Annotated in this window: 19 protein-coding genes, 1 tRNA gene and 1 pseudogene; 10 read left to right on the top strand and 11 right to left on the bottom strand. The window is 70.1% G+C overall.

Translation table 11 applies throughout. From position 1 onward, the window contains the following. A partial coding sequence (locus ACZ3OF_RS17685; protein WP_361649849.1) for an Hsp70 family protein occupies window positions 1–1,092 on the bottom strand: 1,092 nt, incomplete at its 3' end. Between the two features lie 259 nt (window positions 1,093–1,351). On the opposite strand from ACZ3OF_RS17685, the gene ACZ3OF_RS17680 reads away from it, so the two are divergent. From ACZ3OF_RS17680 to ACZ3OF_RS17670, 3 genes are all read left to right on the top strand, one after another. Next, a complete protein-coding gene (locus ACZ3OF_RS17680) occupies window positions 1,352–1,837 on the top strand; it encodes a sugar transferase (RefSeq protein ID WP_467305388.1) in 486 nt (161 codons plus the stop codon). 152 nt (window positions 1,838–1,989) lie between these two features. Next, window positions 1,990–4,245, top strand: a complete 2,256-nt coding sequence (locus tag ACZ3OF_RS17675; protein ID WP_467305387.1) for a (Fe-S)-binding protein — start codon at window positions 1,990–1,992, stop codon at window positions 4,243–4,245. A 173-nt stretch (window positions 4,246–4,418) separates the two neighbouring features. Beyond that, complete coding sequence (locus ACZ3OF_RS17670) at window positions 4,419–5,270, top strand: Yip1 family protein (RefSeq protein ID WP_467305385.1); 852 nt, start codon at window positions 4,419–4,421, stop codon at window positions 5,268–5,270. Between the two features lie 80 nt (window positions 5,271–5,350). On the opposite strand, the gene ACZ3OF_RS17665 is transcribed toward ACZ3OF_RS17670, so the two are convergent. After that, the gene (locus ACZ3OF_RS17665) at window positions 5,351–5,848 is read right to left on the bottom strand and encodes a phosphoribosyltransferase (protein WP_361669786.1); all 498 of its coding nucleotides are present in this window, start codon (window positions 5,846–5,848) and stop codon (window positions 5,351–5,353) included. 5 nt (window positions 5,849–5,853) lie between these two features. Next, window positions 5,854–6,429 (bottom strand): dCTP deaminase, encoded by a 576-nt coding sequence (dcd, locus tag ACZ3OF_RS17660; protein ID WP_030690788.1) that lies wholly within the window; start codon window positions 6,427–6,429, stop codon window positions 5,854–5,856. A 393-nt stretch (window positions 6,430–6,822) separates the two neighbouring features. Between dcd and ACZ3OF_RS17655 the strand changes: the two genes are divergently transcribed. Next, a tRNA-Gly gene (locus ACZ3OF_RS17655) sits at window positions 6,823–6,893 on the top strand. An 87-nt stretch (window positions 6,894–6,980) separates the two neighbouring features. Here ACZ3OF_RS17655 and ACZ3OF_RS17650 read toward each other — a convergent pair. Both ACZ3OF_RS17650 and ACZ3OF_RS17645 read right to left on the bottom strand, forming a co-directional pair. Then, the gene (locus tag ACZ3OF_RS17650; RefSeq protein ID WP_467305383.1) at window positions 6,981–7,868 is read right to left on the bottom strand and encodes a ketopantoate reductase family protein; all 888 of its coding nucleotides are present in this window, start codon (window positions 7,866–7,868) and stop codon (window positions 6,981–6,983) included. A gap of 129 nt (window positions 7,869–7,997) precedes the next feature. After that, entirely contained in the window at window positions 7,998–9,173 is a 1,176-nt protein-coding gene (locus ACZ3OF_RS17645; protein ID WP_361670678.1) for an MFS transporter, read from the bottom strand. 55 nt (window positions 9,174–9,228) lie between these two features. Between ACZ3OF_RS17645 and pdxR the strand changes: the two genes are divergently transcribed. Both pdxR and ACZ3OF_RS17635 read left to right on the top strand, forming a co-directional pair. Further along, a complete protein-coding gene (gene pdxR / locus ACZ3OF_RS17640; RefSeq protein ID WP_361669805.1) occupies window positions 9,229–10,635 on the top strand; it encodes a MocR-like pyridoxine biosynthesis transcription factor PdxR in 1,407 nt (468 codons plus the stop codon). Between the two features lie 59 nt (window positions 10,636–10,694). Beyond that, window positions 10,695–11,423: a maleylpyruvate isomerase family mycothiol-dependent enzyme gene (locus ACZ3OF_RS17635; protein ID WP_361669807.1), complete on the top strand. Its 729-nt coding sequence runs from the start codon at window positions 10,695–10,697 to the stop codon at window positions 11,421–11,423. A gap of 248 nt (window positions 11,424–11,671) precedes the next feature. Here the strand turns inward: ACZ3OF_RS17635 and ACZ3OF_RS17630 are convergent, their stop codons facing one another. The 5 genes and pseudogenes from ACZ3OF_RS17630 to ACZ3OF_RS17610 form a co-directional block, all read right to left on the bottom strand. Continuing rightward, on the bottom strand, window positions 11,672–12,946 hold the full coding sequence (locus ACZ3OF_RS17630) for a M23 family metallopeptidase (protein ID WP_361669809.1): 1,275 nt from the start codon (window positions 12,944–12,946) through the stop codon (window positions 11,672–11,674). A gap of 392 nt (window positions 12,947–13,338) precedes the next feature. After that, a complete protein-coding gene (locus tag ACZ3OF_RS17625) occupies window positions 13,339–14,607 on the bottom strand; it encodes an ATP-binding protein (RefSeq protein ID WP_361669811.1) in 1,269 nt (422 codons plus the stop codon). Window positions 14,608–14,683: 76 nt separating this feature from the next. Further along, window positions 14,684–14,824, bottom strand: a complete 141-nt coding sequence (locus tag ACZ3OF_RS17620) for a hypothetical protein (protein WP_361669813.1) — start codon at window positions 14,822–14,824, stop codon at window positions 14,684–14,686. Between the two features lie 58 nt (window positions 14,825–14,882). Next, window positions 14,883–15,206, bottom strand: a pseudogene (locus ACZ3OF_RS17615) (PRC-barrel domain-containing protein); the annotation flags it as partial. Next, entirely contained in the window at window positions 15,203–15,697 is a 495-nt protein-coding gene (locus tag ACZ3OF_RS17610; protein ID WP_467305378.1) for a DUF5994 family protein, read from the bottom strand. The pseudogene ACZ3OF_RS17615 and the gene ACZ3OF_RS17610, both read right to left, overlap by 4 nt. A gap of 277 nt (window positions 15,698–15,974) precedes the next feature. On the opposite strand from ACZ3OF_RS17610, the gene ACZ3OF_RS17605 reads away from it, so the two are divergent. The 3 genes from ACZ3OF_RS17605 (at window position 15,975) to ACZ3OF_RS17595 (ending at window position 17,108) form a co-directional block, all read left to right on the top strand. Further along, window positions 15,975–16,526 (top strand): DUF5994 family protein, encoded by a 552-nt coding sequence (locus tag ACZ3OF_RS17605; protein ID WP_361669818.1) that lies wholly within the window; start codon window positions 15,975–15,977, stop codon window positions 16,524–16,526. A 4-nt stretch (window positions 16,527–16,530) separates the two neighbouring features. Beyond that, the gene (locus ACZ3OF_RS17600) at window positions 16,531–16,740 is read left to right on the top strand and encodes a hypothetical protein (protein ID WP_467305375.1); all 210 of its coding nucleotides are present in this window, start codon (window positions 16,531–16,533) and stop codon (window positions 16,738–16,740) included. Between the two features lie 101 nt (window positions 16,741–16,841). Next, window positions 16,842–17,108: a hypothetical protein gene (locus ACZ3OF_RS17595; protein ID WP_361669823.1), complete on the top strand. Its 267-nt coding sequence runs from the start codon at window positions 16,842–16,844 to the stop codon at window positions 17,106–17,108. A gap of 19 nt (window positions 17,109–17,127) precedes the next feature. Here the strand turns inward: ACZ3OF_RS17595 and ACZ3OF_RS17590 are convergent, their stop codons facing one another. Then, window positions 17,128–17,919 (bottom strand): cysteine--tRNA ligase, encoded by a 792-nt coding sequence (locus tag ACZ3OF_RS17590; RefSeq protein ID WP_361669825.1) that lies wholly within the window; start codon window positions 17,917–17,919, stop codon window positions 17,128–17,130. 396 nt (window positions 17,920–18,315) lie between these two features. Here ACZ3OF_RS17590 and ACZ3OF_RS17585 point away from each other — a divergent pair, with 396 nt between their 5' ends. Further along, window positions 18,316–18,519, top strand: a complete 204-nt coding sequence (locus ACZ3OF_RS17585) for a cold-shock protein (RefSeq protein ID WP_156725637.1) — start codon at window positions 18,316–18,318, stop codon at window positions 18,517–18,519. Window positions 18,520–18,575 lie beyond the last annotated feature (56 nt).

The raw sequence follows: 18,575 nt of genomic DNA, 5'->3' as shown, positions 1-18,575 counted from the left end.
GTCGAGGAGCAGGACGTCCTTGACCTCACCCTTCAGCACACCGGCCTGCAGGGCGGCACCGATGGCGACGACCTCGTCCGGGTTCACACCCTTGTTGGCCTCCTGGCCACCGGTCAGCTCCTTGACGAGCTCGGCGACGGCCGGCATACGGGTGGAGCCACCGACGAGAACGACGTGGTCGATCTCGGACAGGTTGATGCCCGCGTCCTTGATGACGTTGTGGAACGGCGTCTTGCAGCGCTCCAGAAGGTCGGCCGTCAGCTGCTGGAACTGAGCCCGGGTGAGCTTCTCCTCCAGGTGCAGCGGACCCTCGGCGGAGGCGGTGATGTACGGCAGGTTGATCGACGTCTCGGTGGAGGACGACAGCTCGATCTTCGCCTTCTCCGCGGCCTCGCGGAGACGCTGGAGAGCCATCTTGTCCTTGGCCAGGTCGACGCCGTGGCCGTTGGCGAACTGCTTCACCAGGTAGTCGACGACACGCTGGTCCCAGTCGTCACCACCGAGGTGGTTGTCACCGTTGGTCGCCTTCACCTCGACGACGCCGTCACCGATCTCCAGGAGGGACACGTCGAAAGTGCCGCCACCGAGGTCGAAGACGAGGATCGTCTGGTCGTCCTTGTCCAGGCCGTAGGCCAGGGCGGCCGCGGTCGGCTCGTTGACGATGCGCAGGACGTTGAGGCCCGCGATCTCACCGGCCTCCTTGGTGGCCTGACGCTCGGAGTCGTTGAAGTACGCCGGGACGGTGATGACCGCGTCGACGACCTTCTCGCCCAGGTACGCCTCGGCGTCGCGCTTCAGCTTCTGCAGGATGAAGGCGCTCATCTGCTGCGGGTTGAAGTTCTTGCCGTCGATCTCGATCTTCCAGTCGGTGCCCATGTGGCGCTTGACCGACCGGATGGTCCTGTCGACGTTGGTGACCGCCTGGCGCTTGGCGACCTCGCCGACGAGCACCTCACCGTTCTTCGCGAAAGCGACGACGGACGGCGTGGTCCTGGCGCCCTCGGCGTTGGTGATGACGGTGGGCTCGCCGCCTTCCAGAACGCTGACGACGGAGTTAGTCGTGCCCAGGTCGATGCCGACCGCACGTGCCATTTCAATTCCTCCAGCTGACTGACTTGAGTGGATCTGACTCAAGGATGCATGACGATCCCCGACGCGTCAACAGACCTGAGCGAGGGTGACTCAACTCTTCACCCTGAGAGTCGCTCAAAGAGGCGTCAAGAGGCCCGCCGGGGCGCGTCATTCCCCGCCTCGGGGCCCTTCGCCATGAGAGAGTCCGGGATGCCCCTGCCGGGCAAACCGGGCGTATCCCACGAATATCCCATGAATGTCACTCGAAAGGGTGTGGGGAATGACGGCCAAGCGCGCACTCGACCTCTTCGGCGGACTCGCCCTGCTGGCCGTCCTGTCCCCTCTCTTCGCCGCCGTCGCCCTCTCCCTCGCACTCGCGACGGCCGGAGCGGGCGGGGTGATGCGCCGTCGGACCGTCGCGGGCCGGGACGGACGGGCCTTCACGATGCGCACGTTCCGTACGAAGGGCCCGCTGGCCGGACTCCCCCTCCTGGTCCATGTCGTCCGTGGCGAGATGTCGCTCGTCGGCCCCTGCCCGCTCACCCCCGGACACCGCGAGTGCGTGGGCGATTCCCGCCGGAGACTGACCGTGCGGCCGGGGATGACCGGGCTGTGGCAGATCAGCGGACGTTCGGAGCTGCCCTGGGAGGAGCGCGAGCTCCTCGACCTCCACTATGTGGACCATCACTGGCTCGGGATGGATCTGGCCATCCTGGCGCGTACGCTTCCAGCAGTCCGTAGGCGTCGCGGGGCAAGGCTTGCCTGAGCGACACAGATCACCGCAGGCGCCGCTACAGCGCGGAGCCGTGAAGAGGTAATCTCAGCACGGACTGAATAAGTTACCGCTTAGTAGCGCCGGACTCGCCACACTGGAGAGTGCGGGCGCTCCGCCTCGCAGGCCCGCCCGAGGAGCCCCTCATGCAACTCGCCGCGATCATCGTGTCGATCGCCATCACGGTGGTGGCCGTCGCGCTGTTCGGCCGCGCCATCGCGCAGATCTACCGCTTCGTGAAGCTCGGCCAGCCCGTGCCCGCGGGCACCCGCACCGGCGACCCCACACAGCGCACCATCACGCTGGTCAAGGAGTTCCTCGGCCACACCCGCATGAACCGCTGGGGTGTCGTCGGCGTGGCGCACTGGTTCGTCGCGGTGGGCTTCTTCTCGCTGCTGCTCACGATCGTCAACGCCTTCGGCCAGCTCTTCCAGGCCGACTGGCTGATCCCGATCATCGGCGACTGGCTGCCGTACGAGATCTTCACCGAGTTCCTCGGCCTGATGACCGTCCTCGGCATCGTGACCCTGATCGTGATCCGGCAGCTGAGCCGTCCGGGCAAGGCGGGCCGCAAGTCGCGCTTCGCGGGATCCAAGACCGGCCAGGCGTACTTCGTCGAGGCCGTCATCCTGATCGTCGGCCTCTGCATCATGACGCTGCGCGCCCTGGAGGGCGTCCAGCACCACGTGACGAGCTGGGAGCCGGGCTTCTTCGCCTCGTACCCGCTGATCGCGCTGCTCGACGGGCTGGACCTGAGCACGATCCAGCACCTCACCTACTTCTTCGCGGCGCTCAAGATCGTCACGTCCTTCACCTGGATGATCACGGTCTCGCTGAACACCAACATGGGTGTCGCCTGGCACCGCTTCCTCGGCTTCCCGAACATCTGGTTCAAGCGGAACGCCGACGGCTCCACCGCGCTGGGCGCGCTCCAGCCGATGACGACCGCGGGCAAGGAGATCGACTGGGAGGACCCGGCCGAGGACGCCGTCTTCGGTGTCTCCCAGGTCGAGCAGTTCTCCTGGAAGGGCATCCTCGACTTCTCCACGTGCACCGAGTGCGGTCGCTGCCAGTCGCAGTGCCCCGCCTGGAACACGGGCAAGCCGCTCTCCCCGAAGCTCCTGATCATGTCGCTGCGCGACCACGCGCACGCCAAGGCCCCGTACCTGCTGGCCGGCGGCGGCAAGACCATGGAGGGCGAGGAGAAGGCGTCCGAGGAGCAGCTGGCCGGTGTGCCCGCCGCCGCCCTCGCGGAGGCCGAGCGCCCGCTGATCGGCACCGCCGAGGAGAACGGCGTCATCGACCCGGACGTCCTGTGGTCCTGCACCACCTGCGGCGCCTGTGTCGAGCAGTGCCCGGTCGACATCGAGCACATCGACCACATCGTCGACATGCGCCGCTACCAGGTGATGATCGAGTCCGCCTTCCCCTCGGAGGCCGGCACGATGCTCAAGAACCTGGAGAAGAAGGGCAACCCCTGGGGTCTGGCCAAGAAGCAGCGCGTCGAGTGGACCAAGGAGGTCGACTTCGAGGTCCCGATCGTCGGCAAGGACGTCGAGGACCTCACCGAGGTCGACTACCTGTACTGGGTCGGCTGCGCCGGCGCCCTGGAGGACCGGGCCAAGAAGACCACCAAGGCCTTCGCCGAGCTGCTGCACATGGCGGGCGTCACGTTCGCGATCATGGGCGGCGAGGAGAAGTGCACCGGTGACTCGCCCCGCCGCCTGGGCAACGAGCCGCTGTTCCAGCAGCTCGGCCAGGAGAACGTCGCGATGCTGAACATGGCGTTCGGCGAGGACGACGAGGACGAGTCGACGAAGAAGCCGAAGTCGGCCAAGAAGATCGTCGCGACCTGCCCGCACTGCTTCAACACGATCGCGAACGAGTACCCGCAGCTGGGCGGCGAGTTCGAGGTCATCCACCACACGCAGCTGCTCCAGCACCTCATCGACGAGGGCAAGCTGATCCCGGTGACGCCGGTCGACGGTCTGATCACCTACCACGACCCGTGCTACCTGGGCCGCCACAACAAGGTCTACACGCCCCCGCGCGAGATCATGTCGGCCGTCCCGGGGCTGCGTCAGCAGGAGATGCACCGCCACAAGGAGCGCGGCTTCTGCTGTGGCGCCGGTGGCGCGCGGATGTGGATGGAGGAGCGGATCGGCAAGCGCATCAACAACGAGCGCGTCGACGAGGCCCTGTCCCTCAACCCGGACATCGTCTCCACCGCCTGCCCGTTCTGCCTGGTCATGCTCACGGACTCCGTGAACGGCAAGAAGAACGAGGGCAAGGCGAAGGAGTCCGTCCAGGTGGTGGACGTGGCGCAGCTGCTGCTCGACTCGGTGAAGACGAAGCCGGAGGACGTCCAGGCGGACGCCCCGGAGCCGGTGTCCGCCGAGTAACCGGTACGCAGGAGAGGGCCGCCCCGCGCGAGATGCGCGGGGCGGCCCTTCTGCGTAGCGTCGGTCCGTATGCGCACCCGCCGACCTCGTCGAGCCCCTAGGGGCCCCCTAGGGGATGTCACAGCTCAGTGGCAAAGGAGCGCCCACACAGCGGAAACGGGTACGTTCAAGGCGTGGCTGGATTCAGGAACGGACGCGGCCGGGACAACCGCCCCCCGCAACAACGACCGCAGCAGGCGCCGTACGGGTACACCGCGGCCCCGCCGCCCCACCCGCAGCAGCAGTGGCCCCAGCAGGCCCCGCAGGGCGGCGGTGGCGGGTACGGGGAGCCGGAGTACTTCGGGGACCCGCACGGAGCGCAGCAGCATCAGCAGCAGCACTACGCGGCGAACACGCCGGGGCACACGCAGATGTTCAGCGTGAACGAGGACCCCTACGGCGACGCGGCGACGTACCACTCCGGTGCCGCCGCCGTCCCGACCGGCCCGCGGCTGCCCTGGAAGGCCCTCCTGAGCGGCATCGTGCTGCGCCCGGCGCCGACGTTCCTCCAGATGCGGGACCACGCGGTGTGGGGCCCGGCGCTCGTCGTCACGTTCCTCTACGGGCTGCTGGCGATCTTCGGCTTCGACCAGGCGCGCGAGGAGGCGATCGGCGCGACGCTGTCGACGGCGATCCCGTACGTCCTGATGACGGGCGCCGGCTTCGTCGTCGGTGGTCTCATCCTGGGAGCGGTCACGCACACGCTGGCGCGCCAGCTGGGCGGCGACGGCAGCTGGCAGCCGACCGTCGGCCTGTCGATGCTGATCATGTCGATCACGGACGCGCCCCGCCTGGTCTTCGCGATGTTCCTGGGCGGCGAGAACAGCCTGGTGCAGGTCCTCGGCTGGGCCACCTGGCTGGCGGCGGGCGCCCTGTTCACGCTGATGGTGAGCCGCTCGCACGACCTGCCGTGGCCGAAGGCGCTGGGCGCGTCGGCGATCCAGCTGATCGCCCTGCTGTCGATCATCAAGCTGGGCACGCTGTGAGGAACACGCCGTAGGAAGAGGCGAAGGCCCCCACCGCACGCGGTGGGGGCCTTCGTCATGCCTCGGGCGTCCTGCCCCGGTCAGGCGTCGAGGACCTGGCCCTCGCGCCGCACGACGGGCGGCTCGACGGACCAGGGGAAGTTGATCCACTCGTCGGTCTTCTTCCACACGTACTCGCACTTCACGAGGGAGTGCGACTTCTCGTAGATGACGGCGGAGCGGACCTCGGCGACGTGGTCGACGCAGAAGTCGTGGACGAGCTTGAGGGTCTTGCCCGTGTCGGCGACGTCGTCGGCGATGAGCACCTTCTTGTCGCTGAAGTCGATGGCGTTCGGGACGGGCGCCAGCATGACCGGCATCTCCAGGGTCGTCCCCACGCCGGTGTAGAACTCCACGTTCACCAGGTGGATGTTCTTGCAGTCGAGGGCGTACGCCAGACCGCCGGCGACGAAGACGCCGCCGCGGGCGATGGAGAGCACGACGTCGGGCTCGTAGCCGTCGTCGGCGATGGTCTGGGCGAGCTCGCGGATGGCGCGGCCGAAGCCCTCGTAGGTGAGGTTCTCCCGTACGTCACTCATTGCTGTCACACCTGGGTCCGATGGAAGTTCATGTACGAGCGGGAGGCCGTCGGCCCCCGCTGCCCCTGGTAGCGCGAGCCGTACCGCTCGCTGCCGTACGGGAACTCGGCGGGCGAGCTCAGCCGGAACATGCACAGCTGCCCGATCTTCATCCCCGGCCACAGCTTGATCGGCAGGGTGGCGAGGTTGGACAGCTCCAGGGTCACGTGCCCGGAGAAACCGGGGTCGATGAACCCGGCGGTGGAGTGGGTGACGAGCCCGAGCCGCCCGAGCGAGCTCTTCCCCTCGAGCCGCGACGCGATGTCGTCGGGGAGGGTGATGACCTCGTAGGTCGAGGCGAGCACGAACTCACCGGGGTGGAGGATGAACGCCTCGTCACCCTCGGGCTCGACCTCGCGTGTCAGGTCGAGCTGCTCGACGGCGGGGTCGATGTGGGGGTAGCGGTGGTTCTCGAACACCCGGAAGAAGCGGTCAAGCCTCACGTCGATGCTCGAGGGCTGCACCATGGATTCGTCGTACGGGTCGATGCGCACCCGTCCGGCATCGATCTCGGCCCGGATGTCCTTGTCTGAGAGAAGCACGCCCCCACGATACGCAGAGGGCGCGGACCTGCCCCAATCGGGAAGACTCCGCGCCCCGCCGGCCATCAGCGCGGCTCAAGCTCCACGGGCACGGCGTGCCGCAGCCGCGCACACCGTGGACACCGAATGAGCCGCCCCGGCCCGATCCGCCCGGCACCGAGCTGCTGCAGCGGGAACGAAGCGGTACTGAACACATGCCCTTCGGCACAACGAACGACGGTGCGCTCCATCGAACCCATCAAGTCCCTTCCCCGACAAGTGGTGGACGAGACAGCCACATTAGAACGCCGACGGCACCGGTCTCCAGGCGCCGCTCCGTCACGGGGAGGTACGCCCCGACTTCGCGATGGGGTACAGTGTCGGAGTCTGCGGTACCGATCAACGAACCGCCAGGCGGATGTAGTTTAATGGTAGAACATGAGCTTCCCAAGCTTATAGCGCGGGTTCGATTCCCGTCATCCGCTCTTCTACGAAGGCCCAGGTCAGAGACCTGGGCCTTCGTCGTTGTCTAGACCTCTCAAACTGATGAGGTGGGTTTTCTGCGGCTGCGCCTACTCGCTCGCTGAGGGAACCAGCTCTGCGACGAGGCGTGCGGTCATCGGTGTCTCGATCCCGTGGGTGGCCGCGGCCCGTAGGACGGCCCCGCCGATGGCGTCGAGTTCGATCGGGTGGCCGTTCTCCGCGTCGCGCTGCATCGATGACTTCATCGTCTCGGGGGCCCGGTCGAAGAAGGAGAGCACGGCCTCGGCGGTCACCGGTGCGCCCGCTGCGCGCGCCACAGCGGTGATTTCGTCGAGGACGGCAAGCAGTTCCGACCGCCGCTCGTCGCGGACAACGCCCACAGAGGCCCGGTGGCGCGTGGTCAGCAGGGCGAACGGGGCGAGGAAGGAAAGCTTGTCCCAAAGCATGGCGCTCTCGTCGGTGCGCAGGGTCACGTCGAGGCCGGCGTGCCTGAGGTGGGATGCGAAGTCGACGAGCGGGGCGGCCAGTTCGAGGGCAGCGAAGGGGCTGGTGTGCGCGATGCGCCCCGGCGCCGTGCGGGTGGCCTCGACCCTGATGGTCCCGGCCACGACCTGGCCGGCCGGATATCGTCGGCGCAGCGCTGCGACGTGGTCGAGTCCGTTGAGCAGCGGTACGACGACACCGTTGCCGAGGGCCTGCGTCGGAACACGGTCGAGGGCGGCGGGCAGGGCGGTTTGTTTGACGGTCACGAGCGTGACGTCGACCGGTTCGTGCAACGACGTGTCGGCTTCGACCGGAGTGGTGAAGTCGCCGTACCGCGCGCTCCGGACGCAGAGACCGTCACGGCGCAGCACAGCAGTGGTCTCCTCTCCGGCGAGGCAGATGACGCGGTGTCCGTCGCGGGCCAACAGCGCGCCGATCAGGCCGCCGACGCCGCCGGGGCCGAGGATGGCCACCGTCATGGTGGTGCTGGTCATGTGAGCTCCTGTTCGTGGAAGACCGCCCCCATAGGGCGGTCTCGTCGCTGAAGGCAGTCAGGTCGTCGACGAACGCGACGACACGCACGGGTGGCGGAGCCTGGCCCCGGCGGCACGTGGTCGTGCCGGTCATCGGCGGGCGCCGTCGGCCAGGCGGTCGCGCCAGGCCGGGACGAGGGCGGTGAGCATCAGCGCGGCGGTGAGGGTGAAGGCCCAGGGGTAGCCGGTCCCGGACGCGAGGATGCCGAAGCCGACGGCCCCGACGGCCATGCCCGCGTCGTAGGCGACGTTCCACAGGGCGCTGACGGTGCCGTAGCCGGACTCGGGGACACGCGCGTACATCAGCGACAGCGTCGCGTTCTGGGTGGCTCCGAATCCGGCCCCGAACAGGCCGACGCCCACGACGACGGCGACCGGGCTGTGCGTCAGAGCGGTCAGCAGCGTCCCTGCGGCCGAGACGACCAGGCCGGGCACGACGAGTGAGGCCGGTCCGTGCCGGTCACCGTACCGGCCCGCGACCCAGCGGGCCACGGTCGCTGCCGCGGACTGGACGAACAGGGCCACGGCGACGACTCCGGCGGAAGCCGACGGGACGGCGAGGGGCAGGAAGGTGACGATGATTCCGGCGGCGAGTGCGGTGGCCGAGAAGACGACGACGGGCCGCACCAGAGCGGCCGTCCGGAACCCGGCCAGCACCCCGATCGGCCGCCCCGAGGCCGGCTCGCGGTCCGGCACTCCCGGCACCGAGACGATGGCCGCCAGCGCGGCCACGGCGCCGGCGGCGCACACCGGTCCGTACCCGACGTGCGCTGCCCACCACACCCCCAGCGGCAGGGCGGCCAGCGACGGAACCCCGGACACGATGCCGACCAGCGCCAGCCCCTCACCACGGCGCTCAGGCGGGATCAGCGATGCCGTCAGAGCACCACCCGCGACGACCGTGACCCCGAAGCCCAGACCGCGCACGACACAGACCGCCGTGATCCACACCGTGCTCCCGGACACGGTCAGCACCAGCGCGGGCGCACCGAGCAGGACCAGCCCCGCCACCAGCGGCGGGCGGTAACCGAAGCGGGTCACGAACCGGGGAGCGGCCAGACCGCCTCCGACCGTCGCGAGCATCAGCGCACCCGAGGCCAGTCCCGCGGCATGACCGCCTCCGTACGCCTCGGCGTAGACGGGAACGACGGAGAGCAGCAGGTAGAAGCTCGTCGAGGCGCCTATGACCGAGACGAAGCGCAGCAGCAGGGGCCGCGTCACCAGCGCCGGCCGCGAACGAGCATCCTCGGCTTGAGAGTTGATCATCCTGGTCACACGACGAAGCTAGGGGCCGGGTGGACCGCCGGTAAGATCCAATTCCATGCCCCTGGAGTGGTCCGGTCTGTCGCCCGAGCTGCTGCTGGTCATCGACCGGGACAGCGGCGAGCCGCTGCGATCCCAGCTGGAACTGCGACTGCGGGACGCGATCCGGACCGGGCGGCTGCAGATCGGCGAGCGGTTGCCGTCCTCCCGTGAACTCGCCCGGATGCTCGGGGTTTCGCGCGGCCTCGTGCAGGAGTGCTACGCGCAACTCCAGGCCGAGGGCTACCTCGTGACACGGGTCGGCTCGGCCACGCGGGTCGCCGCCGGAGCGGGCGTACCGTCGGCGCCCACGTCACCGCCCCCGGCACCGTCACCCCTGGTCGCCGACTTCAGGTACGGCGTCCCCGACCTGAACAGCTTCCCGCTCGCCGACTGGCTGTGGGCCACGCGCGAAGCGGCACGCACCATGCCCACGGCGGCGCTCGACTACGGCGACCCCCGCGGAAGTGCGGCACTGCGCGAGGTCATGGCCGGATATCTGCGGCGGGTGCGCGCCGCCGCGGCAGATCCGGAACGGATCGTGATCTGCTCCGGCTACGCGCAGGGCCTCGCTCTGGCCCTGTCCGCCCTGGCCAGGACAGGTATCCGTACGGTGGCGTACGAGGACCCCGGCTCACCGGCCACGATCTCCTCGGCTGCGGCCTCAGCCGTCATGTCGGCCATCCCCGTGCCGGTCGACGAGCGCGGGATCGACGTACGGGCGCTCGCCAGGACCGACGCCCGCGCCGTCGTCCTGACCCCCGCGCACCAGTGGCCCACCGGCGTCGCCCTGGCGCCCGAGCGGCGGCTCACACTGATCGAGTGGGCCAGGAGGCGGGACGCCGTCGTCATCGAGGACGACTACGACGCCGAATTCCGTTACGACCGGGAGCCGGTGGGCGCACTGCAAGGACTCGCCGCGGACCGCGTGATCTCCATCGGCACCGTCAGCAAGTCCCTCGCGCCCGCGCTGCGCATCGGGTGGATGCTCTGCCCGCCCGCGCTCACCGAGCTGATCGTCGAGCACAAGCAGTTGAACGACCGCGGGTCCCCCACGCTCGATCAGCTCGCCCTCGCGAGACTGATCGAGTCAGGCCGCTTCGACCGGCACTTGCGCCGGATGCGGACGACCTACGCGGCACGTCGTACCGCCCTGCTGGCCGCCCTCGCCGAACACGCCCCTGACGTCGCGGTGACCGGGCTCGCGGCGGGCTTCCACGCGGTGGCACACCTCGACGGGCCGGCCGACGAGCAGGAACTCGTCTCCGCCGCCCGCGCCCGGTCGGTCGGCCTCTACGGAATGGGCACCTGCCGCTCCTCTCGTGCGACGGAGCCGGTGCAGCTGATCCTCGGGTTCGGCAACGTCGGCGAACGTGCCGTCACAGCAGGCATCGCGGCGGTCGGCGGCCTGCTCAGGGGCCGATAGCCCACGTCACGCGTCGGTCCGGCGCTCGGCGACGACCACCTCGCGTCTACGGTACGAGGATGCTCGACGTACTCGAGGAAGTCACCCGCTCCGCTGCCCGGATCACCGCCGCCCTCGACACGCTGACCGACGAGGGAACGCGTGCGCCCTCGGCCTTGGCAGGCTGGACCCGCGGTTACGTCATCAGCCACGTCGCTCACAGCGTCGGCGCCTACCGGCGGCTGCTCGCCATGGCCCGCACCGGCATCGAACCCACCCCGAGAACGGATGCCAAGACGTTCGCCCGGGCCGTCCAGGAAGGCGCCGACCGCCCCGCGGCCGAGCTCGCCACGGACCTGCGCAGCCGCCTTGCCCGCCTGGCCGAAGACGCCACATCGATGCCCGTGGAACGTTGGGGCACCGTGGTCACGGCACTCGCGGGCTGGCAGCACCCAGCCTGGTACACCCTCCACCGCTGCTGGCGCGAGCTCGAAACGCACCACGTCGACCTGAACGTCGGCTACCGCACGACCGACTGGCCCGCCACGTACGTGACCTGGGCCCTCGACGACACCCTCACGGCGCTCGCCGCACGCGACTTCCCGGTCGCCCGGGTCGGCGCCCTCGACATCGGCCGGTCCTGGACCCTGTCCCCGAACGGCCCCGAAATCGCCGGCTCCGGCCACGCCCTCCTCGGCTGGCTCAGCGGCCGCGCACCCGCTTCCCCGCTCACGTCCGACCGCCCCCTGCCGGTCCCGCCCGACTGGCCCCTGCCACCGGCCCCACGCATCTGGCCAGCTGTGCCATAACGTGCCGGTAGAGGCGGTGAACAGCGGTCAGCAAGGGGGCGGACGGAGCCGCCAGAACGAGGCCAGGTCCCGACGTTCGCGCAGGTCAGATGCCATGCACAGGCCCAAGTGCCGGGTGATTCCCAAGCTTATAGCGCGGGTTCGATTCCCGTCATCCGCTCTTGAACGAAGGCCCTGGTCAGAGACCAGGGCCTTCGTCGTTGTCCGGGGCTCTCCGGGCGTCACGCGCCGGGGCCGGCCGGGAGCGGTCAGAACTCCAGCACCTCGCGGTCGAGCGGATAGCGCGCGTGGTGGGGGCCGTCGTAAGGGGAGGGCGTGATCGGGAGGACGCCGGTCGGCTGGGTGCCCAGGTTGTCGTCCCAGAGGCGGGGTTCGACCTGTCCGACGACGCGGAACTTCCGGAAGGTGAACGGCGGGCTGTCGGTCGGGAAGAACTCGGGCGTGGTCATCACCTGGAAGTGCAGGTGCGGCGTGGTCGAGTTGCCGCTGTTGCCGATCAGCCCGAGGACCCGGCCGGGTTCGACGTGGTCGCCTTCCCGGACCTTGAGCGAGCCGGGCGTCAGGTGGGCGTAGAGCAGGTAGCGGCCGGGCGCGACCTCCACGGTGACGTGGTTGCCGACGGTCTGCTCGATCGGCGGGACCGGCGGCGTGACGGGCGGCGTGTTGTCCGGGATTCCGTCCTGGACCTCCACCACCCTGCCGCCGGCCGACGCCACGACGGGCTGCCGGTAGCTCAGGTAGCTGGTGAGCCGCGCGGGGTCGCCCTCCCAGGTCTGTCCCTGCTCGCCGACCCGGTACCAGTCGATCGCGAAGCGCTGCGGCACGTAGAAGCGGCCGTTGATCGGGCCGAGGCCGCGCCGGTGGTGGGTGTTGCCGCAGCACGACTCGCTGGAGTACCAGGTGCCGGGACGGACCGGCGCGTCCAGGTTCAGCGGCGCGGTGCGGTCGGTCGGGGTGATCTGGACCGTCTCATCGAACGGGGAGGAGCCGGAGGCGGTGAGGACGGCACCCGAGAGGTGGTGCTCGAGGACCTTGGGCACCCGCTGACCGCGGTCGAGGACCAGGTCGAGCCAGACGACCCACTGCTGGGAGCCCGGGATGACGGTCGGCGTCGGCCCCGGGGGCGCCGGGGTGTACCCGTCCGCACCCGGCAGGGGGTCACCCACCGGGTTGGCGGCATCGGCCAGCGCCTGGCCGCTCAGCGCGCCCACCACCCGGTGCGTGCGGGCGTCCCGGACCTCGACACGGTCGAGCCGCACCTTTGCGCTGCTGGACAGTGCGTTCGTGGTGAGCAGTTCGTACGAGAGGTGCGTCTTGCCGTCCGTGGCCCGGAACGGCGCCGGTTCGGTCATCACCGCCGCCGTCAGCGGTGTGAACTGGGGGCCGGGCGCCGGCGGGGTCGCGCCGGTTCCGAATCCGGGTGCCGCCGCAGCTGTCAGCATGCCGACCGCGAGCACGGCGGCGACGAGCCCGCGACGTAGCGGGCCGCGGCCGGTGCGGTTGCGAGGGTGGCGCTCTGCCATGGTGCTCTTCCAGTCGTCGGGTCCGGGACCGTGAAGGGCACCGGCACGCCCCACGCCGAGGCGCAGGCCCATGTAATCCGGCCGAGCGGCGCTCCCGGGGACGGCGCCGGAGTCAGGCGCCGAACTACACCCGTCCAGCCGCACCGGACCGCCGAGCCGGGGCCGGCACGTGCCCCATCCGTGCCCTCCAGGACGGTGAACAGCGGTCACCACGGGGGGGAGCAGAGCCTCCCGGAAGGACCCGCGAAGAGGCTTGTCCGCAGGTCAGAGGCCGTATGGACGGCCAAAGCAGCGGTGATTCCCAAGCTTATGGCGCGGGTTCGATTCCCGTCATCCGCTCCACTGCAAAGCCCCAGGTCAGAGACCAGGGGCTTTCGTGTTGTCAGGGCGGGCTAGAGGCGGGCGAACTTCTCGGTCTGGTGGACGAGTTCCTTGGCCATGGTGGCGCTGACCGTGGGCCTGGTTTCTTCGATCGTGCGCAGGTAGTCCTCGGTGGTGGGGCGGGCCCGGGCTCCCGTGTCGAAGGTGCGCTCGAACTGGACCTGGGAGACGGTGCGCGCCACATGGGCGATGTCGGCGGGGGTGAACCCCTCGCTGGCGGACGCCAGGGCCGCGCTGTCGGCCTCCGCGCCCGCCCGGGTCAGGTAGCTCTCCCACAGGGCGGTCCTCGCGCGGTGGTCGGGCGGGCCGATCGGCAGCACGTAGTCGAAACGGCCGTGCCGCAGGAACGCGGAGTCGAGCGTGGTCACGTCGTTCGTGGCGCAGACCAGCAGCCGCCCGTCCTGGCCCCGGAACCGGACGATCGCCTTGAGCAGTTCGTTGACGACACCGACCGCGGTCGCGTCCGCGCCGCTCCGGGTCCCCGCGATCTCCTCGACCTCGTCGATGAAGACCAGGACGTGGTCGAGCCGGGCGATCTCGTCGAAGCGCCGGTTCAGCCCACTGGCCAGCCCGTACTCGGCGGCCAGCCGGGCGGGGAACAGTTCGAGGAACGGCCATCCCAGCCGGCTGGCGATCGCGTGCGCGAACGTGCTCTTCCCCGTCCCTGGCGGCCCGAACAGCATCACCGCCCGCGGCAGCTCCACTCCGTGCCCGGCTGCCATCTCGGGATGGGCCAGCGGCAGGACCAGGCGCCGCTCGATGAGCTCCTTCTCCCGCTGCATGCCCGCGACCTTCTGCCACAGTCCCCCGGGCGGCAGCTCCGCTCCCAGCGACGCGAGCATGCTGACCGACTGAGGGGTCACTCGCCCGCGCTTCTCGAAGAAGACCAGGCCAGGACGGGCGCCGAAGCCGCAGTTGTGCAGGGCGGTGGCGCCGGTCTCTCCGTCGGGCAGAACGGCGTGCACCGTTCGGACGCCGCCGGCGAACAGCCGGTGCTCCAGGGCCGTGATCAGGTCGCTGCCCAGCCCCTGGTGCCGCCAGGCAGGCGCCATGCTGATGCGCAGGATCCACGCCCGGTCACCCTCCACCCTGCTCACCGCGGCACCGACCACCTCCTCGTCCGCGGTGGCCACCACCGCCGGGTGGAGGGCCTGGAGGGCCGCCACGGCGTCCGAGAGCGGAAAGAGGGGTGGCTCCTCGGCCGTGCCGCTCTCCGCGTCGACTCGGAGCACCGCTTCGAGATCGTCCTGGTCGTAGTCCCTGACACGCCAACCCGTCATGGTCAGCTCCGCGTGCTCGGCCGTACTCCCATCATCGGCCGATGTCCGCGGGACCCGCACGCCGGGGTGCGCCGGGTCACCGGACCGGGCGGTGGCGGGCGGAGCTGCGCGTGCGCAGGGCGAGGTGGACGAGGTCCGCCACGAGCAGTCCGTCGGCGACGGCGCCGATGATGCCCAGCACGATCGCCACGACGATCAGGGCCGGGAAGAGCGACACGAGGGCCACCTCCTCGGCCGGTCGGGGGCTTCAGCGGTGGGCCGGCTGCCGTTCGCCGTCCGGGCTCGTAGGGGAGGTCGTAGTGCCGGAAGACCGCTTCCTCGTCCCCGGCGGGAAGGACGTCGTCCGTGCCGATCGAAGGGCTCTGCTTCACCAGCGCCTTTTCGTGGACGACCTTCACGTACCCCGGCCCCACCGTCGCACCGTCCAGGGGGACGAAGACCAGACGGTGCCGGGTGGGCAGGCCGACCCGGACCGTGGCCATGGCCGGCTCGTCGGTGCTGGTGTCGACGTAGATCGCCTCCAGCTCCCCGATCCTGTGGCCCCGCGTGTCCACCACGTCGTGGGTGCGCCACTCACGGATGTCCGCCATCCGGATCATGCCGACTCCTCGCGGTCGGTCGTCGGTTCGGGGAGCGTGGCGACGAGGATCTCTGCGGCTCGGGTGACGTTACCGGCGTCGACCGCACGGGCCATGGCGTCACGTGCCGCGTCGGGCTTCGTGTCCGGCGGCACCACCAGGAGGGCGAAGTGGTCGCTGTCGCCACGGGTGATGAGGACGGTGTCGTCGCCGACGGGGAAGGAGTCGAGGTGCACGACACGGTCGTCGACGACCACACGGGTCGGGACGTCCTCCCAGGCGACGGTGTCGAGGCCGACCCGCGTGATGGGGCCGAGGTGGGCGGTGAGCGCCTCGATCAGGGCGGGCAGCTCGGCCGCGACGGTACGGGAGCGGGGCCACCAGGCGCCGTCCAGGACGCCTTCGCGGGAGCCCGTCGTCCGAAGCCGGAGCAGCGCCGTCCCGGGCCTCACCGCTCGGTGGATCTCGTCCGGAAGGAGCTTCCGAGGGGTGGGGGTGTCGGATCCGGCCATGGTGGTCCGCCTGCCTGTGTGGGGGCGCCGACACCTCATGGCCGGCGCGATACCGCCGTGATCTCACCGTACTCCGCGTACCTGCGGTCACGCCCGTGGCCATCGGCCGGGTGGGACCCGGTGAAAGACACCTGGTCGGAACGGCTCGTCCGGCCCCGGCGCGGAGTACGCTGGAGATACCGGGAGTAACTCGAACACCCGCTCCCACGCGGACGTCGTTTCCGGCGATCAAGACACTGGGCCGCCCTGCAGGGCGGCCCGGAGACGGGTCCGCGTCATGACCACCTTCGCACCCCCTCGTCCGGCACGCCTGTCGCTGACGCCGAAGACCACGCTCTCCGGCCTCCTGGACGGGGCCTGGTGGCCTCGTTCGCGTGACCTCTCCGCCGAACTTCCGTCCCTGGTCGACGCGCTGGAGGGGCGCTACGGACGCATCACACGCGTCACGGTGAACCCCACCCGCTGGCCCGTCGTCCCGCACAAGGTTCCCGCCACCGGACACATCGTGCACGTCGGCTGGTTCACCGAACAGGATCCCGACAAGATGATCCTGCTCTCCTACACCGTCGGCCGCTGCGACCTGCTGGTGATCCCGCCCGAGACCGAACCCGCCGCAGCAGCACGGCTCATGACCGCCGCCGCCGTCCCCGGCAGCAGCCTCACCGCCGGTGTCCTGATGTCCGACGAGGTCGCGACCGGCCGCCGTATGCGGGACTCCCGAAGCAGCGAAGACGCCTGGGAGACCGAAGGCGGCTCGGCCACGCCCCCGCTCCGGCACCCGGTCGTCGGAGCGCGGATGATCATGGTGCCCGGGAACCCGCGGAGGTGACGTCATGGAGACCTTCCTCGCGCTCGCGGCAGTCGCCGTCCTGATCGCGCTCGGCATGCACCTGATCCACCGGCTCAACGCCCAGCACGACGCACGTATCGCGGCCTACCACTACAGCGACCCGTTCCCGGCCATCGCCCGTCCACCCGGCCACAGCCACCACACACCGACAGGGCAGGCCTCCCGCCGCCGGCTCATGGGCACCTGGCCCTGACCAACTGGACCATTCCTCCGGCCGAAGGCCGCGGGCGGGGCACCCGACACCCGGGACAACCCGCCCGCGGGCCTCTCGCTCACCCGTGAAGGGACCACCCCTTGTACCCCGACGACACCGTGAGCCTGCCCTCGGCCGGACACGCCGAGATCCGTATCGTCGCCGCCACCCCCGAAGCCGCCCGCGCGGTCGCCGAAGTGATCCGGCGCTCCTTCGCCGGGGCGGAACAGCGCAGCTACCCCGTACCCGAAGGCGGCACACGGCTCCACCTCACCGTCGACACCGGCGCCGCCGCGGAACCCACCCTCTCCTGGCTCGCCAGCAGCAGACCGCCCTCCCGCGCCGGCGCCCACGTCGACGAGGTGTGAGGAGCGGTCGTTCCCGACGTCACGTCGCCGCCCTGTGCTGGTGACCCACCTCGCGCGCGAGGTCCAGGCCGAGGACGCGGTCGAGGAGGGCGAACGTCTCGAACTTGGACCCGGACGGTACGTCGGTGCGCGTCGCCACGGTGCCCAGCATGTCCAGGACAGCGGGGACGTCGAGATCATCGGCCAGCACCGCATGGGCGTGTCGCAGCAGATCGGCGGGGACCGGGCGGGACGGCTCCTCCGCCCAGTCGGCCACCAGTCGCCGCCAGTCCGCCAGCCTCCGCCCGGCTTCGTCGAGCGCTGTGCCGGTGACCGTGAGCGGCGAGCGGTAGGCGTGGCCGAGCATCAGCATCCTCACAGCCAGCGGGTCGGTTCCCTCCGGGGCGAAGGCGGCGCCCGTCTCCGGGGTTGCCGGTTCGACCCGGCCCACGTCGAGGCGGGCCCCGTCGACCGCGTCCTGTGCGGCTGTCCCGGACGCGTCCACGTGGACGTCGGCAGCGGCGCGGAGTGGCCCGTCGGGATGGTGGCCACCCACGGCGGCGGGCGGGTGGACGCCAAGGGCGGACATGGCGCGATCAAGCATCCGGGCCTGCTCGGGCGGCAGGTACGGCGCGGCGAGGAAGGTGCGGGACTGTAGGCCGTGCAGCTCCGCCGTGCGCGCCAGTACGTCACCGACCAGCAGCGCCCGCAGATCCGCCATGCCGATCCCGGCGTCGCCGGCCGTCAGGTGGACGCAGATGCTCAGCAGATGGCGGCTCACGGAGGGAATTTCCACGAGGTGACCGGTGCGGGCGTCGACGATGCGCAGCATGCTGCGGAGGCTAGTCGTGGAAACCCCCGGCGAGGCGGCGGCGCGGCGGCCTCCACCGACCTCCTCACCGGCGAACGGCCTCCTCGCCGGCGAAACGCTGTACCCGGGACGAGGAAATACCTGTGTTCGCCGTCCTAGAATTTGACGGCCCGTGCGAGGAGAGTTTTTACCGCGGCGCACAGGAGGAGATTTTCCGACGCCCAGAAGCCACTGCGGCGTGCTACTGTCGAAGTCGGTTGCAGTTTTGGTACCCAAAAAACTTCAGCGCCTCCCGTCGGCCTCCGGGCCACAGGAAGCGCTTTGTATTTCCGGTCATTTTTCCGGGCAGGGCATCATCGCGGCGACATGGTATCCGCACCGTGCGGATACCGGCGTACTGCCCAAAGGAGATATGACATGGCTGCAGGCACCGTGAAGTGGTTCAACGCTGAAAAGGGTTTCGGCTTCATCGAGCAGGACGGTGGCGGCCCCGACGTGTTCGCCCACTTCTCGAACATCGCCGCCCAGGGCTTCCGCGAACTGCAGGAAGGCCAGAAGGTCACCTTCGACATCGCGCAGGGCCAGAAGGGCCCGACGGCCGAGAACATCGTCGCCGCCTGAGACCCACACGCAATTCGTAGCTGGGGCCCGCATCCCTCGGGGTGCGGGCCCCAGCT

The sequence above is a fragment of the Streptomyces sp. NPDC022552 genome (assembly GCF_055561875.1).
Note: the sequence above shows the minus strand (reverse complement) of the source record. Positions and strands in the feature narration are given on the sequence as shown.